Origin of the sequence: Paenibacillus sp. UNC451MF, assembly GCF_000686845.1 — a bacterium.
In the GTDB taxonomy this organism is placed as follows: Bacteria; Bacillota; Bacilli; order Paenibacillales; family NBRC-103111; genus Paenibacillus_S.
Genome location: NZ_JMLS01000002.1, coordinates 151,671 through 168,720 on the forward strand (window position 1 = coordinate 151,671; position 17,050 = coordinate 168,720).

The 17,050-nt window shown below is 42.9% G+C and carries 15 protein-coding genes; 6 read left to right on the top strand and 9 right to left on the bottom strand.

Features of this window, described 5'->3' with window-relative positions; genetic code table 11:
- Positions 1-41: 41 nt before the first annotated feature.
- From BP97_RS0103860 to BP97_RS0103885, 6 genes are all read right to left on the bottom strand, one after another.
- The gene (locus BP97_RS0103860) at positions 42-281 is read right to left on the bottom strand and encodes a hypothetical protein (protein ID WP_028547920.1); all 240 of its coding nucleotides are present in this window, start codon (positions 279-281) and stop codon (positions 42-44) included.
- Positions 282-535: 254 nt separating this feature from the next.
- Positions 536-1,435, bottom strand: coding sequence for a M14 family metallopeptidase (locus BP97_RS35175; protein WP_051620346.1), 900 nt, complete (start codon positions 1,433-1,435; stop codon positions 536-538).
- 136 nt (positions 1,436-1,571) lie between these two features.
- Complete coding sequence (racE, locus tag BP97_RS0103870) at positions 1,572-2,381, bottom strand: glutamate racemase (RefSeq protein ID WP_028547921.1); 810 nt, start codon at positions 2,379-2,381, stop codon at positions 1,572-1,574.
- Positions 2,382-2,546: 165 nt separating this feature from the next.
- The gene (locus BP97_RS0103875; protein ID WP_064745656.1) at positions 2,547-3,596 is read right to left on the bottom strand and encodes a delta-lactam-biosynthetic de-N-acetylase; all 1,050 of its coding nucleotides are present in this window, start codon (positions 3,594-3,596) and stop codon (positions 2,547-2,549) included.
- Positions 3,597-3,731: 135 nt separating this feature from the next.
- Positions 3,732-5,030, bottom strand: coding sequence for an alpha-glucosidase/alpha-galactosidase (locus BP97_RS0103880; RefSeq protein ID WP_028547923.1), 1,299 nt, complete (start codon positions 5,028-5,030; stop codon positions 3,732-3,734).
- A gap of 119 nt (positions 5,031-5,149) precedes the next feature.
- On the bottom strand, positions 5,150-5,587 hold the full coding sequence (locus BP97_RS0103885; protein ID WP_028547924.1) for a disulfide oxidoreductase: 438 nt from the start codon (positions 5,585-5,587) through the stop codon (positions 5,150-5,152).
- 90 nt (positions 5,588-5,677) lie between these two features.
- Here BP97_RS0103885 and BP97_RS0103890 point away from each other — a divergent pair, with 90 nt between their 5' ends.
- The gene (locus tag BP97_RS0103890; protein WP_028547925.1) at positions 5,678-6,538 is read left to right on the top strand and encodes an AraC family transcriptional regulator; all 861 of its coding nucleotides are present in this window, start codon (positions 5,678-5,680) and stop codon (positions 6,536-6,538) included.
- Between the two features lie 54 nt (positions 6,539-6,592).
- Here the strand turns inward: BP97_RS0103890 and BP97_RS0103895 are convergent, their stop codons facing one another.
- The 3 genes from BP97_RS0103895 to BP97_RS0103905 form a co-directional block, all read right to left on the bottom strand.
- Positions 6,593-7,870: a glucose 1-dehydrogenase gene (locus BP97_RS0103895; protein WP_081823922.1), complete on the bottom strand. Its 1,278-nt coding sequence runs from the start codon at positions 7,868-7,870 to the stop codon at positions 6,593-6,595.
- Positions 7,867-9,906 (bottom strand): glycoside hydrolase family 15 protein, encoded by a 2,040-nt coding sequence (locus tag BP97_RS0103900; RefSeq protein ID WP_028547927.1) that lies wholly within the window; start codon positions 9,904-9,906, stop codon positions 7,867-7,869. The genes BP97_RS0103895 and BP97_RS0103900 overlap by 4 nt, the downstream gene beginning before the upstream one ends.
- A gap of 169 nt (positions 9,907-10,075) precedes the next feature.
- Positions 10,076-10,513: a hypothetical protein gene (locus tag BP97_RS0103905; protein WP_028547928.1), complete on the bottom strand. Its 438-nt coding sequence runs from the start codon at positions 10,511-10,513 to the stop codon at positions 10,076-10,078.
- 199 nt (positions 10,514-10,712) lie between these two features.
- Between BP97_RS0103905 and BP97_RS0103910 the strand changes: the two genes are divergently transcribed.
- The 5 genes from BP97_RS0103910 to BP97_RS0103935 all read left to right on the top strand — a co-directional run bounded on the left by BP97_RS0103910 (position 10,713) and on the right by BP97_RS0103935 (position 17,031).
- On the top strand, positions 10,713-11,366 hold the full coding sequence (locus tag BP97_RS0103910; protein WP_036745466.1) for a helix-turn-helix domain-containing protein: 654 nt from the start codon (positions 10,713-10,715) through the stop codon (positions 11,364-11,366).
- Between the two features lie 2,448 nt (positions 11,367-13,814).
- On the top strand, positions 13,815-14,486 hold the full coding sequence (locus BP97_RS0103925; protein ID WP_028547932.1) for a hypothetical protein: 672 nt from the start codon (positions 13,815-13,817) through the stop codon (positions 14,484-14,486).
- On the top strand, positions 14,483-15,046 hold the full coding sequence (locus BP97_RS39530) for an accessory gene regulator B family protein (protein WP_081823923.1): 564 nt from the start codon (positions 14,483-14,485) through the stop codon (positions 15,044-15,046). Before BP97_RS0103925 ends, BP97_RS39530 begins: the two co-directional genes overlap by 4 nt.
- Positions 15,036-15,158 carry a cyclic lactone autoinducer peptide gene (locus tag BP97_RS40100; protein WP_156043137.1) on the top strand — a complete coding sequence of 41 codons (123 nt, stop codon included), beginning with the start codon at positions 15,036-15,038 and terminating at the stop codon, positions 15,156-15,158. Before BP97_RS39530 ends, BP97_RS40100 begins: the two co-directional genes overlap by 11 nt.
- 61 nt (positions 15,159-15,219) lie before the next feature.
- On the top strand, positions 15,220-17,031 hold the full coding sequence (locus BP97_RS0103935; protein WP_028547933.1) for an EAL domain-containing protein: 1,812 nt from the start codon (positions 15,220-15,222) through the stop codon (positions 17,029-17,031).
- Positions 17,032-17,050 lie beyond the last annotated feature (19 nt).

Below are 17,050 nucleotides of genomic sequence, written 5' to 3' on the forward strand. Positions count from 1 at the left end.
CAGCAAATGTACAAAAGCTCGAACCGAGGTTCGAGCTTTTGTCATTTAATTGATAAATATTTACGTTCCGCGCGGTCCGTAAAAAAGTTCATTAGAAATAAGGTTACCGCAATATCGTCGATAGGCACGAAAGGCATGACATCAGGTATGATCCAGTAGACAATAACCGGAATGGCAAACAACAGCTTCTCGGATAAAGGCACTTTAGGAGAAGCGAGCAAAGGGCCTATGCGGCGGAACACATGTCCCCAGTATTTGAATGATATGAGTCGTTTCCACATCTGCATTCCCTCCTTGATGCACGGCTTCCTTCTAGTATAACTGACTTCTCCGCAAAAACAAAAGAAGCCGCCCATAAGGACTGCCCTGATTGACGAGAAACCAAAACTGGAAATGTTGCTATATACTCCAGTGGGGTATGCCCCTCCAGCCACTGTTGTTCTCCTCCGAGGCATACCCCACCTACCCATATAGCCAATTTCTCGAAGTAACAGGTTTCTCAATAGACCAGCCACCATAAAGAAGGTCTTTGTACCTAAATTTTTAAAGCTTCCAGCATTAATCTAGAGACCGCATCATACATTCTCGGAAACTGATCGAGAGAAAGCGGATTCACTCCCAAGCCTGCCTCCACTGTAAATCCCGGTCTACGGAACTCCTGGATGAACCAATCCTTGTATCCTGCATCACTATCCGTAAGCTTTATGGGAATGTATCCGCTCACTCGGGCCAGCCGCTTAACAATCTCTTCGGACTCAGGCGGTTCAAAGTCCCGATAGTTCCAATATATTTCTTCTCCCTGCGTATGGAATGCAAGTACCATTCGGAAACAGTGTCTCCTCGTAAAGTCAGCGATCGCACAAGCTTCCGGTTCACAAAGCGGATATTCTCCCGCATAATCTCTTGGACCAGGTCCCTTCACACCCCTTCGTTCCTTCTCTGCGTCCCAACCGGCGGGAAATTGATCGTTGAGGTCAACACCCCGAATATTAGCTTTCCAGCCTGAAAAATCTGTGGAACCCAGGTTCCATACCAGCACCTGCTTATAATGCGGCTGTTCAAGAGATAACCTGCCTTGCACAAGCTCTACCCCATCCGGGTTTACCATAGGAACAACCCAAATCGTCGTCTGCCTGAACCGTTCACATACATTGTCGCCATAGAGCTGGTCGCTATTTGCATATGCATCAGCATAATCTTCCACAAATTTCATAAGAAGCATCGACGTAATCCATTCGTTAGCATGGAAGGAGCCGTTAAAATGAACATGACTGGACCCGCCCCCAATTCTCAACACAGGGATACTCTTGCCTAGCACACTAAACCCTATATTATCTACATGAATAAATGAATACCGTTCTTCCAACCGCGTAATATCCTCAACCAAGTCCACATATCCATAAACTCTACTCGTGTCAACAATCGTCCGCTTCATCCTCTGCCCCCTTACATTTCACATTAATTGTGACCTGTTAAGAAACTTCTAATATGTATGCGAAGCAAAGAGCTGTTCATGCTAACTGCCAAATAAAAACAGGCGATTCGTAGAAATCCGATTCGCCTGTTCGTTATTAAATAATATGAGGTACTTGCCAAACAACGGGTGTCACACGAATGTGATCGTTCAACCATGATTGGGCTATTTGTTTGAACATTGTAGGGTCTCCGCTGCACAGAAATTGATGGACAGGGATCGAATTGGACGTCGCCAGCATCCCTTTATGATATAAGATCGTGCTAATTTCTCTTGCTGTTTCATCTGCAGAGCTGATCAATGCTACATCAGGTCCCATTACATCCGAAATGGCGTCTGACAAAAACGGATAATGTGTACATCCGAGAATCAGGCAATCCATCGGTTCATATTTCAATCGTTGAAGCGACTGCTCGACGACCATTCGGGTATGCTCCGTATAAAATTGGCCGGTTTCCACCAACGAAGCGAGCTTGGGACAGGATTCGCTGAAAACTTGAATGTGCGGTGAGATTTGACGCAGCGCTTGCTCATAGGCATTGCTTTTGATCGTGCCTTCCGTTCCGATAACGCCTATTATGCCATTACGCGTCGTTTTGATTGCAGCGCGCGCTCCTGGATGAATAACGCCAACCACAGGAATAGACAATCGTGCGCGAATTTCATCCAATGCTACAGCCGTTGCTGTGTTGCAGGCGATAACAACCATTTTCGGTTGGAACTGCAATAAATAATCGACGATTTGATGCGTATACTGAACCACTTCGTGTGAAGCTCTCGGTCCGTAAGGAGCCCGAGCCGTATCGCCAAAATAAATGATCTTTTCTTGCGGGAGCTGGCGCATAACCTCTCTTACAACCGTCAGCCCGCCTACTCCTGAATCCAGTATGGCTATCGCTTGCTGCACAAGTTTTCGCTTCCTTTGACTGTGAATTGATGAGACGCTGCATACCTCTAATAGAGTATGATGGTAGAAGAAGAAAGGTACCATGAAACACCACTGATACCTGCGCCAATTCATAATACCAGAAGGCACAATGCCTTTCCATCATTCAAAGCTAAAGAAAAGCTATCATTTAGATGATGCTTGTATATCATTTAGCAACGCAAATTCATAACCTGCCTCTTTTACGCCTTTGATGATGCGATCCAATGCTTGGATATTTTCCTCAGAGCCCTGATGCATCAGGATAATATTGCCGTCATGCAAATTATTCATGATATCGTTATAAGGATCGTCCGGCCCATTTTTCCTAGGCTCCCAATCTCTCATCGCCGTCGACCAAAATACAGAAGTATATCCCATGTCAGAAACCATGCTTAGCAGATGCATATTATAGCTTCCGTACGGAAAGCGGAAATACGGCTGAATGTCTTTGCCGGTCACTTCCTTGTACAGCTTTTCGTAATCTTGTATTTCTTTCTTCACTTGGGCGTCAGTCTGCTTATTCATATCTGTATGAGTCATCGTATGATTGGCTACCAAGTGTCCGTCCGCTACCAGCTGACGAACAAAATCCGGATCTTTCTTTACATTATATCCAGCTATGAAAAAGTTGGCCTTCGCATCGTTATCCTTTAACGATTTAATCAATAAATCAGTATCTCCTAGCGGACCACCGGTATCAATGGTTAAATAAACCTTTTTCCCGCTTCCTACCCATAGCGCCTTCATATCTTTAGTGAATGTTTTCGTTTCATTGGGAAAATTAGGAACTTGTCCCTTCGGCTTCTTCATGTAATACCATGAGAGTGCCTTCTTATCATTCGCTGATGCAGTCTTGGTGTTGGATGGCGGTTGATAGGTAGCCTCTGTTGCCGTCTTTTGTGCGGGAGCTTCCTTGGCAGGTTCCGGAGATGCAACGACAGGCGATTCGGTCGGCTGGTTAACAGAGTCCTTCCCTGCAGCAGCAGTATCCGTAGCAGAATGAACACCATCTGCTTTACCTTGTGATCCCGAAGGTGTGGCCGGTGGCGCAGAGGGAGGCTGGTTCCCCGCTCCAGCTTCATTTGACGCTAGCTGCTTGTTCTCCTTAGTTGCAGCCTGTTCTGAGCAAGCCAACGTCGTCAAAACTAGGCAAAAGATTACTGCGATGGCACCGATTCTAGAGCTAGTCATCATCTTCGGAGTCCCCTTTTGGATAAAATAGATCGATCAATGCGAATTTTTGTTCGTATATATTTTACCAAATCGCCCTTGATATGACAATGAAAAACTCCCTCCGGCCTTCGCCAAAGGGAGTAATCTCGTTAATAGTTATACGAACTTCGGAAGCCAGTTGCCGTGAGCTTCGATCAAATCGTCACACATGGCAACAATATCATCGATAGATAGCTCTGCCGCTGTATGAGGATCAAGCATCGCTGCGTGATAGATGTGCTCCTTCTTGCCGGTAATAGCCGCTTCCAGCGTCAACAGCTGGGTATTGATGTTGGTGCGGTTCAAAGCCGCTAATTGTGGAGGCAAGTCCCCTACATAGGTAGGTGTTACGCCATCGGCATCAACTAGGCAGGAAACCTCGACGCAAGCTTCTTTCGGCAGGTTGGTAATCAAGCCGGTATTCATCACATTGCCGCCGATTTTGAACGGTGTGTTCGTTTCCATCGCATCAAACATATATGAAGCATACTCTTTGGAGCGTTTGTGCTCCAGATTTTTGTTGTTCACGAGCTCTTCACGCATCGTCTTCCACTTATCGATCTGACGAATGCAGCGGCGAGGATACTCATCCAACGGAATGTTGAACCGATCGATCAGCTCAGGATAATTCCGTTTAATAAAGTACGGGTGGTACTCGGCATTATGCTCGGAAGATTCCGTCACATAGTAGCCAAAGCGGAACATCATTTCATAACGGACCATATCCTTATGCTTTTCCTGCTGCTTCTCGCGGGCGCGGCGTTTAATTTCCGGATACAGGTCGATCCCGTCCTTGGTCACTTCAAGCAGCCATGCCATGTGATTGATCCCTGCGATTTTCCAGTTAACACCTGTGGAATCCATCTCCAGGTTTTTGAACAGATGAGACACACAGCCTTGCACGCTGTGACAAAGACCTACGGTCTTCACACCGCCATAAGTGTTCATCGCGTTAGTCAGAACCGCCATCGGATTCGTGTAGTTCAAGAACCATGCATCCGGACATACTTCCTGAATGTCTTTGGCAAAATCCAGCATGACAGGAATCGTCCGCAGGTTACGGAAAATACCGCCAATCCCGATTGTGTCGGCGATCGTTTGTCGCAAGCCGTATTTTTTAGGAATTTCAAAATCGGTAATAGTGCAAGGATCATAACCACCTACTTGGATGGCGTTAACTACATATTTCGCGCCGCGAAGAGCTTCTTTACGGTCGGTATACGCTTTCACTACGCAGCTGCTTCCAGTGGAAAGCTTGAGGTTGTTCAGCATATTCTCCGAATCCTTCAATCGTTCCAGGTCGATATCAAACAATGCCAGTTCAAAGCCTTGCAACGACGGGGTCATCATACAATCCCCTAGCACATTTTTAGCGAATACCGTACTGCCTGCTCCTAGAAAAGTAATCTTTGACATAATAATGATTGCCTCCTCGGTTCAACTTAGTCTGAATATCCTTACTTAGACTATACTTGCTGGAACCAAGAATGCATATGGAGACATCCCACTTTTACATGGATAAATGTAGTTCAGTATTAAACAGAGCTTCTGCGCTCAGCTACTAGCAGCATCAAATGCAAAATCGTTATCAATGCGAAGGCTATCAACGCAAGAAAAGGAATAGTAATAAAGCCTAGCCAATTAATATAATCGACATCACAAGGAACTGGGCCGCATCCTGTCGCAGCAGCTTTAAACCATGAAGTCTTTTGCATCAAGTAATGATAAAGCGATATTCCCATTCCCCATACACTTAGAGGAAGCACATAAAGGTACTGCTTTGTGTCCTTGCGCACCGCGGCGATGGCGAGTATAATCACGAGAGGGTACATTAGAATGCGCTGATACCAGCACAGTTTGCAAGGCAAGAAGTGCAAAATTTCGGAAAAATATAGGCTGCCTAACATTGCAGCAACTGCTACAACCCATGACAAATGTAGTGCATTTTCTTTCACAAATCGGTTCCAATTCATCGTTTCGACTCTCTCCCCAAGCAGCTTGAAATACGATCTTTCAGTTCATACTTTATTCTCATCATATCAAAATTGATCGAGGTGTTCCATATGAGGGAATCCCATCATTCCGTCTCCTTTAACCCTCGCCCCGGGAAAGGAGAACTGGCGGTTCTGTTCAGCGGTCAATCTCAGACGAAGCCGCTGCATCGGGTCGGCCCCCAGGTTCTCGACTATTATTTAGTACACTATGTTGTATCAGGGCGCGGCACCTTTCGCTGCATGGGAACGGATTATCACTTGGAAAAAGGCAGCAGCTTCTTCATCTTTCCCGGTGAACTGGTCAGCTATGTTTCAGATGAAAAGGACCCTTGGTGTTACCGCTGGGTAGGATTCAAGGGTACCCGGACGGATGAATTTTTAAGCGGTTTCGGAATATCTCAGCATCAACCGGTAGCTTTAACACAGCAGCACCGCAAAATGCAGGCATTATATCAGCAGATTCAGCTTACGCTTCGCAAACGCTTGTCCCACTGCGATATGCAGTCCGAAGGCTATATGCGCCTGCTGCTGGCTGAATATGCCCAAGAGCTGGTTCAGGGCAGCATTCAGAAGGAGGAGGCTTCCGGAATCCAGCAGCAGGTGGAGCAGGCGATTCGTTGGCTCACCCTTCAGTATCATCAACCTATCTCTATCGAATCCATGGCCCAAAGCCTAGGATATCATCGGACGCATTTGTCTAAAATGTTCAAGCAGCATACCGGACAGGCCCCTATGAATTTTTTATTAAAAATCCGTATGGAGCGCGCCAAAATATTGCTGCAGGATTCGCTCACCATTGAGCAGGTGGCATCTTCCGTCGGCTTCAGCGACCCGCTGTATTTCTCCAAGCAGTTCAAGAAGTGGTTCGGTCGATCCCCTTCTGAATACCGTCAGGATCAAACGATGAATCCTTATGATTGCAGCCAATAACAACAAAGAAAGAGCGATTCAGGCCGTTTGGCCTAGAAATCGCTCTTTTTTTGATTACACAGAGAAGCTATATTCAACTTGACTTGAGTTTTCGCTTAAGAAGTCCTGCCATTGAGGCTGCGGAACCAGATCGACGACCGCTTTAATCTCAATGCGGTTGAAGTCCAGCTCAGGCACCTGCTCTAAGGTTAACCTATCGCTGATCACTTTGCCTAGCAAGCCCTGGAACTTCTCTTCCATTTGCTGGAGCCGGTACAGCCCAGTTTCAAAATCTTTACGTGAGGCATTCACTGAGCCCAGTACACACTTGTTCTCCAAAACCAGCTCCTGATTGATCATATCCGAGGAGATTTTCAAGGTCCGGCTGCCTGGCGTAACGCCAAGTAAAGCGAGCACTCCGTTCGGACCGAGTGCGATCATTGCCTCGAATGCCAGCGGGCTGAAGCCCGTGCATTCGAATATCATATCGGGGCGCTTGCCGCTCCGCTCCAGGAATCCGCTGAGCGTCTCAGCGGATTCCGAGCTCTGCCCGCTTGCGCCGCCGGCCTCCCCAGCCTGCCGGTACTCGGCACCGCAGGCGCGAACCAGCTCCGCCGCCGTGCTGTCCGCCGGCGACTTGGACCACACCACGGTGTCGAGTCCGAGACACCGTGAAGTGAAGGCCGCCAGCAGGCCGAGCGGCCCTGAGCCCAACACCAGCACCGTCCGGGGCTGCCAAATTAGACGCTGCTGGATGCGCTGAACCTCATCCCACACCTTTTCCACGATGCTCTGCGGCTCTGTCAGAACGCCATAAGATAAACAAGCAGGCGGTACCTTAACCAGGTATCGAGCCTCCTCAACATAATACTCTGATAAATAACCGTGCCTGCCTTTAATGCCCCGTTCGACGTAGTGGCCGGTTTCGCAGAAATCTGCATGTCCATTTCGGCAGTTCACGCACATGGGATCGCTGCAAGGTCTGCGCACCAGTGCACATACCAGATCTCCTTTGGCTAGACCATAGTTCTCGTCGGCCTCCACTACGACGCCTAGCGACTCATGACCGATTGTCAGACCATCCTCCCCTTCGGGAGGAACCCCATACTTCTCGGTCATTAGCTCCCGGTCGGTACCATCGAGACCTACACACAACAGCCGTACCAACACATCGTCCGGCTGCTTCCGAATCGGCTGCTCCACCTCTATCAGTTCAAGCCGGACGCTGCCTTCGCCCTTTTCAGGAGCTACTTGCTGTTTGCGCTCATTTATCTGCCTCTGTCCCTGCTGCGCAGCAACCGGATTTGCCTCTGCCGCCTGAGACTGAAGCCCGTTCAACCGTACCGTCTTCATTGCGAAGCTCCCGAGGTTTGCAGCACCTTCGCATCACTGACGTCTTCCTTGCCGGTCCCTTTATTTTTCAACTGCTTCAGCTTGGACATGTATTCCTGAACGACCTTAACGAACGACGCATGAGACCATGTGAGAGGCGATACGGACATCGGTTCCCCTGTATAAGGATGCACTTGCTCAGCCAGAATGCCCGATGGAAGCGCATGACTCATTGTCCAGCGGATCAAATCTTCCGCTTCCTTAAGCTCACCCTCGTTATTGGCTAAGGCAATAACCCATTCCGCATACCATAACGTGCAAATAAACCAGGGATTACCGGGAACCTTTCCTATGTCTTGCGTCACTTGATGGTAATAATCGTCACTGTATCGGCCGATCCCCCCTACCTCCGTCTGTATCCACAGTTTCTCACGTATCGCTTTCATCGTGGCGGCAATCCGGGGATCCTCCGCCGGGAACATTTCAAAATCAAACAATGCATACATGCTCGCATCCAATGTCATATCGGGTTCATAAGTATTTTTCTCACGATTCCAATACAACGACCTGACAAACCGTTTCTCCTGCTCGGAATACATATGCTGCTCCACCGCGCTTTTCACCTTGGCTGCAGCTTCCCTATAATAGACCATTCTGGCTTTATCCTGAAAATATTCAGCGAAATTACTTGCCGCTAGGAGTCCAGCGTAAACACTGGCAACTGTAAATGCATGAACACCATACCGTTCCTCCCACAAATCGTGCGAAGGAAGAGGAAGACCTGACGCATCCTTATAGCTAGCCAAAAATCCAGCGGCAGGCACCACGAACTTATCGTAATCATCCCTTGCGCTATCCAGTGTTTTGGCCAATTGATGGTGATGCCATAGCGTGTACAGCACCAAAGCCGTCTCATCCTCTTGAATCGGGAACTGCTTTTCCCCGGCTGCATTAATCCAAGGGTGCCAGCTTGAGCCTACGGAACCATCGGGATTGTACTTATGGAGCAGAAATCCTTCCTTCGTAATCACCCGCTTGCAAAAATCATAGAACTTGCTCGTCAGCGAAAAGTAACCCGACCTGTCCAATGCATGAGCAATCAAAGCTCCGTCTCTAGGCCACATATAGGAGTAAGTATCTTTCGCAAATTTCAAAATATCCGAGTCGTTAGCAGCTACAATAGCTCCCCGGTTATCCATATTGGTTCTTACAACCAGCAAGCTTCTTTTATAAAAAGAGGCCATGTCCTTATCAATCAAGCTCAAATCATGCCGGTCTTTGGCGAGCCACTGCTCCCAATAATTATAGGTTCTTTGAAGGAGCGTATGCGGCGTGACCTCACGGATTTTCTGTTCCATTCCAGTCACTTCCTCCAAGCATTTGCCAAAGCAAATCCAGAACCATGCTTCCGTCTTACCGCTGGCCGGAACCTTCAATTCTAGCTCAATGGTGCCGTCAACAGAGCCCTGTGCGATTGGATTGCGTCCAAGCTGACCGTCCTCCGCATCTCTCCATGTACCTTCCATCCCGTTCATTTCCTTCTGACCAATCGCATAGCTAGTGCAGCCGATATTCTTACCGCCGGCTCCGCAGCAGGAAAGCGACATGTAGCGGTGTCCTTTATAAAAAATAAGCGAACGAAGATCAGGATCGTAATAGACCGTATCCCCAACCCCATTCCCGTACAAATGCAGGTCAAGATGAAAATACAGCTTGATCGTCCGCTCCTGCTGCCTCGTATTTTCAACTACAACCTTACGCACAAACGCATTTTCTTGCACATCCACCCCGTCCCGGAGGAGAAGCTTTAGTCCGAGTCGCTCATGAATCCCTTCCACATTCGTTATCATGGAATCATTCAAGTAAGAAGAGCTCTTTTTCAACTCCGGATTATCGATCCAGAAAAAACCTTCCGGCGTCCACATACCAAAATGAGATAAATGGTCTGCAGCCTGATTCTCTTGCCCGACATATGGGTAATACATATCGCGTACATTATAGCTTGTATCAAAATTCACCAGCACATTGCCGTTACCCAAAGGTAAATCACGCGCCATAATCATTGATCCTCCTTCCTATCTCCACCTAATTTCCCCGAATACAAGCCTAATTTATGCAAGTAAACCGTAAAGTTCTTCATCATGCAATGCATTGCAAGAACAAGAATAAAACACAAACAAAAAAAGCATGCAGCCGATGAACTGCATACTTCTTTTAACGGATCCATTATTTGCGTTTACGACCATGTTTGACCAAAGTCATCCGCCGCGAATGCCGCAGCCAAGAATAGTAAGCTTTCAAATCCCGTAATTGAATGTCTTCAGAAACTTTGCCCAGGAAGGTTACGACGATCATTTTATGTAAAGGATTCCCTGCGATATCCACTTCGTCCTTAATCATCATAAACTCGGCAACCATAACCAAATCTTCATCGATTAAATAAACGTCTTTTTCATTCTCGTAATACGGCTTGATGCGTTCAAACTTCAAAGCATCCCATAAATAGGAGCAAATATGCTCGATTCCGCCTTGATCGCTCTCAACACGTTCAGACCAGCGGGATATGGCATGACTCGTTATAACGATATCTGCAATCTTGTAACCGTTAAATGCCACATAAAAGGGCTCATAAGTGCTCCAACGGTTCATGACTTTATCTCTCATCTCCATGATCCCCCTCCATGATGAAATGCAGCCCTTTATGCTAAATGTAGTATTTATACTACACTCCGTCAAGATTTACTTCATTTTATTAATTATTTTTTAGATTCATGCCTACTAATTCACTATATTTTTTTCTAAGAGCTATTTCTTTTCGTGAATTTGTCCTTTACAATAAACAAAGAAAGAGGTGATTTACAAAATGGGACAACCTATCCCTGAATTCGGTAAATTTTTAGAAGGCTTGCGCGGTTCCATGTCATTAAGAGAAGCAGCCAAAAAAAGTGGACTATCACACGCATATATTCGAGATTTGGAGTTGGAAAAAAACCGCTCCACCAACGAAAAGATTACCCCATCGCCCGACACTCTCAAAAAACTTTCCGATGCTTATAACTATCCCTACACCGATTTGATGATCAAAGCCGGACACTTGAAAGCTCAAGATTTCAACGCTACTACAAGCTCAAATATAAATGTAGATTTGGCTTCCGTTTATTATATAGAGGTAGGAACCAAGGAAATTATGTATTGTAATCAGGAAATGAAAGTGAAACACAGCATTGATTCATTAAGAGATTTCAGCGAGTTTCTCGAAAAGCTCGACGAGCAGGAATACAAGAAAGTCGACGCTGACATCTATGCAAACTTTCAGCATATCCGCAAATACGATGAGAAGAACGGAAACCTGTATTTCGATAGTAAGGGAGAAGGCCTCTTCGTATCGATGTCCGCCCTGCGCCAGCGCAAGTACCATGATCTGATTCTTCGTAAAATTGCCAATAACAATCAGACCAGTTTGGAATTCTCCTTTGGTAAAACTGCTGGAATGAATCCTGCTTTTATAAAGGGGTAAAATCTAATCAATCTATACTAGATATATGAAAATGATAGCGCTTCGTATCTACTAAATATCTATATGAATGTTCTATAGTATAATGACTAATCTAAATAATATATTGACATAGTGTTCAGCCTATTTGTACTATATGAGTGCAATTAGGCTTATTTTTATTAAGGATTGGTGAACATATGCAGCAGCTTTGGGAACTTCTTATTTTCGGAATAACTTGGGCATCGATGCTTTCTTTAAGCCTAGCATTGTTTCGAATTAGAACAAAAAAATATATACCTCAAATGCTAATTTCTATCGTGCTGCTTTCCCAAATTACATATATCATTCAGAGCTTTCATTTGGCTCTTCTAGTTACGAGTATACAGCCTATATGTTTTTTTCTTTGCCTATGGTTGATTTTTAGATTTAAGTGGGTTTATTCCTGTATCATGGTAGTACTAGCTTATACGATGGCCCTTGCTTTTGAGATCTTTTTCAATTGGATCTTATCTGGTTTTAATTACAACGACTTTATAAATATTTATCAGGAGCAATACTTTATTCAAGGATTTGCGGTCTCTTTTCTTTGTTTCTTAAGTGTGTTTATATTAGTTAAATTCAGACTTGGGTTCTCCTTCCTATCAAGTCATTCCTCCAATAGGCCAATGCCAAAAATGATACTTACCGCATTGACTATAGGAGTCATTTCTTTGGGTTGTACTAGCCTTTCTTTGTATATTTGGAATAAGTGGATCATGGCTAGTTATGGAATTACTTTTATTTTATTAGCCGTAATTTTCCATCTATCTTACAAGAAGGAACTTTCGGAGTAATTTGTGAGGGGCTTTAATTATACTCAGTGTTATTTTTCATATTTCTTATTTGAAGGATGTTTCTGATTAGGAGGGAGCTAGCATTTTGGAGCAGTCCAAGATAATTGCGTTATATTTAGTATTCTGGCCCTCTCTTCAATTGATGGGTCTTGTTCTTTTTTGAGTTAAACCTCAACTGTATTTAAGAGAGCTTATAATTAGCACATTAGTTCTTACGCAAACCTCATATTTTTTGCAAACTTACAAGCTTGTTTTCTTAATGTCAATTTTACATCCTATTATTCTTTTGCTTTGCTTTTGGCTATTTTATCGACTCAAATTAGTCCAGTCCTTCCTTATGGCAACTCTGATATTCGGGCTGAATGTTGTGGCTGGAATCAAGCTTCAACCTAATTCTATCCCAATTTAATTATATTGAGTTTGTAAGGATTTCAAGAAACGATTATTTTATCCAGGGCTTAGTTCTTACATCGATTAATTATTTGATTGCAATACTTTTATACTTTTATAGAATTGGCTTCACCTTTGTTTCAAGCAGCAGATTGATTCAAAAAATCTTTTTCCGAAAAAACTAGTTTTAATGGTTATTCTGGGTTGGCTGCCGATAATGATAACCAGTTTAACCATTGCATATTTTTATCATGTTATCCATTACTATCACATTCTTTATACTTATTTTTATTTTACATCTATCCCATGAGAAAGAAATGATGGAGTAACGAGAGGCTATTAGGTGCACTTTTAGGTTTTGAAAAATAACTATTCTTAGCGGGAGAATTTCGAAAATGGAACAGCTAACTTCTACACTACTACACGTATTTTATTGGTTTACAGTGCAATCTTTCGGTTTATCCATATTTCGTTTAAAAATCAATAGATTTAAAACTCATATAATTCTAAGTTCAATAATTTTATCCCAAGTCTCACTACTACTCCAAACATTCAAATTAATATATTTACTATCTATCCTTCAACCTTTATGCTTTCTTCTTTGCGTTTATTTAATATATCGTTTAAACATATGGCATTCATTACTTTTTGTTTCTATCTCATTTGGCGCCAACGTTTTGTTAGAATCAGCATTAAATTTAGTACTAGCTAGTTTTGATTATGAGAAATTCATTACAATAATCCGCAACGATTATTTGCTTCAAGGCTACTTCTTATGTTTTGTAAATATCATATTATCTCTTATCTTACAAAAATATAGAATTGGATTTACATTTATTAACTCAAAGAATTCAAATACAAAATATTCAAAGCTTTCCATTAAGTTTTACATTTTTTTATTTCTCGGAGCATTACTGCTTTATATTACTAGTTTTACACTCATCTTTTATGACAAACTCGTTCTCCTCGTTCTCTCAGTGTCCTTTCTTATTTTTCTATACCTAATACATATGTCCTATGAAAAAGAGATGAAAGAATAAATTTTACGTTACAAATGATTCATTTGTATTTGTAATTTTCAAACTCACTACCGGGTCACATTTCCCAATATGATACATACTCGTAGCTGGAAAGCGCTTTATTCGACAATTTTCTACTTGTTAAGTAAACAATACTGTATTAAACTGAACTTAATTCAACTTATACATTACTTTTGACACATATTTTTGATTAAAGGGGCATCAGAATGTTTTATTTCGCCAAAATAATTGCAAATGCTATAGAGTTTGCATCAATGATTTTAGTAAGCTTATCTTTGTTTCGTATATATTTTCGTTATTCATTACATAAAGTTGCCCTCATTGCATTTATAATGGCTCTTATTTCCGTCTATTTTAGAGATGTTATAAATGAACCAGGACTTGCTGCAATTCCTGTCATAGCATCAGGGATTGTATTAATTACAATATTTTTTGGTCTTCCATTAATCTTTTCAATATTAATCTTTATTATTGGCTCACTAGCAACAACACTTTTTGAAGGAATAGTGGTATCAATAGGTACCTATTTAAATTTATTTTCACCAGAAAAGTTTCAAACGTCCCTATCTCAGTTTATTTTATGTGAGTTGATTGTTTCAGCCCTCTTACTATTATTAGTATACCCACTACAAAAATATAAATTAGGTTTTCACACAACCATTAATGATGCGCAGAAAGGATATAATTTCTTATTGTCTGCCGTATTGGTTATTGCAGTTGTTATCATTCAGATTCAAACTGTAACCTTCAAGGAATCTAAACTGCATATAATAGTTCCTATCTTTATTGGAATCATTTTTCTAGCCGGAATATACCTTTCCTATAAACATAACCAAAAATTATGGAAGAATAGACGTGAAAGGTTGTCACGAAAATGAATTTTATCGATCAATCTGCGGAATATATTGCTAAAAGCATACGAAACAATCATTCAGGTGCTGGATCGGAAATTGCATTAAAATATTCATTAATTCTATTAATAAATACTTCTTTATCCATAGTCATTTCAATGATAATTTGTTTAGCTACCGGTCATTTACTACAATGTTTAGTTGGAATTTTTGCCTATATGCTTATTAGATTTGTTACAGGCGGACTTCATATGTCATCTTCTTTATCATGCTGCTTATTATCGATAATTATATTTAATAGCATTGCAATTACCAATTTTAATTACAATAGTTTATTTATATTTCTTGACATCGTTTCAATATGTACATTTTATATAACTGCACCTAATAACATACAGGATATTAGCAAGATTAATCCAAAATATTATCCGATTTTGCGAATACTAGCAATATTAATTGTTTCTTCTAATTTTTATTTTCAATCTACTATCCTAACAGCTGCTTTTTTTATACAAGCATTTTTAACAACAAAGTACTCTTATACAATTAGAGACTTTGTAGAAAGGAGGTATGTGTATGAAAAATAAACTCGCAATCTTCGCAAATGGAATTCTTATGACTTTGGCTGCTTTATTTGTTACTACTAATTCAATTTCCGTTCACCGCCCAGAAACACCACAAGAACTACTAAAAAAATAACACCTGGGGGCTGTCACGCAATGACAGCCTAATTAATCCTTCTCTTATGGAGCTGAATTTCATGCAGAAAATTCCTGTGACACGAGACGGCAAGAGAGGGTCGGAAATCATAATCTTGGATTCGAGCAGTGTTGTCAAAATCGATAAGATTCGCGATCGTGAAATCGTAGTTCACACGAAGGATCAGCAGTATTATCTTGATTTTTCTTTCGACAATTTGGAAGAATGGCTGTTCGAGGATGGGTTTCGGCTCTTAGATAGCGCGAATATCGTCAACATGAACCACGTAGGAGATTATGATACAAAAAAAGGTATCGTCTACTTAGGCGAAAAAGACCGCAAGCATTCCAAAACAGCCTCTGCCGCACGTATTCACAAAGAACATATCGAAAACGTAATGCAGTTAATTACGACTGCTGACCCCTCTTCCGCCGATCACAATCCCATTCAACACGATGAACTGTTTGCCCGTATTGTTAATGAGACTCAAGACGATCAGCTGCTTCGTTCTTACGCGACCATCCGAGCGATGAATGAGCGGAAACGGGCTGAGGAAAAAATCGTTCATATGGCCTACCATGACTCGTTAACGCAGCTGCCTAACCGTCTCTATTTTGATGATCGTCTCAAAGCCTGTCTTCAAGAATCCGAGCGGAATGGGAATCGAATGGCTGTCATTTTTTTTGATTTGGACCGCTTCAAAGTTATTAACGATACGTTAGGCCATCACATAGGAGATCAGCTCTTGCAAGCCTTGGCGCGCAAGCTTCAAATATATGTAAAAGAGCACAATGTCGTCGCCCGTTTTGGCGGAGATGAGTTCATGGTGCTGCTCTCTCGAAGCAGCCATATTGACGAACCAGCACAGCTGGCCAAAGGAATTTTAAATCTCGTCAAAGAACCCTTCTTGATTGAAGAGCATGAGCTGTTCGTTACGGCCAGCATCGGAATCAGCCTTTATCCGAATGACGGAATCGACGCGGAAACGCTGTTAAAAAACGCCGATAACGCCATGTACCGCTCCAAAGAGAAAGGTGGGAATTCGTATCATTATTACCATCCGGACATGAATAAACGTTCCTTGCACAAGCTAAATATGGAGATTCATCTGCGCAAAGCGCTGGAACGAAATGAACTCCGTATCTTATACCAGCCGCTAGTGGACCTGAGAACCGGCAACATTTGCGGAATGGAAGCTCTCGTACGCTGGCTGCATCCGGAGTGGGGTATGATTTCTCCTGCTGAATTTATTCCTCTTGCCGAGGAAACCGGGCTTATTATTCCTATCGGCAGTTGGATTCTTAAGCAATCCTGTATACAAAATAAACAATGGGCTAGTTCCGGTTACCCACCGTTGTGTGTGTCTGTGAACATTTCGGCCATTCAGTTCCATCAGCCGCAATTTATTCCGTTGATTCAACATATTTTGAAAGAAACCGGACTCGAACCTGAGTATTTATGCTTGGAAATTACGGAGAATGTCGCGATGAACAATATCCCTCAAGTTATTGAGACGATGCATCAACTAAAAGAGCTAGGTGTCCGAATTTCCATTGATGATTTCGGTACAGGTTATTCCTCCCTAAGCTATTTGAAAAGATTCCGTGTTCACACGTTAAAAATCGACCAGTCCTTCATTCGCGACGTCACCTCGGACGAAGATAATGCAGCGATCGTAACCGCGCTAATCGCCATGTCGCATCAATTAAAAATTAAATCATTGGCGGAAGGTGTAGAAACTAAGGAACAGCTCGAATTTCTTCAATCCCAAGGATGCGATGAAATTCAAGGCTACGTCTTCAGCAAGCCGACTTCTGTGGATGAATTTGAAATCATGCTAAAAGAGAATAAACAGCTATTTTTGCCGAAATAGGGAAAAAAGTGCGGTCCTG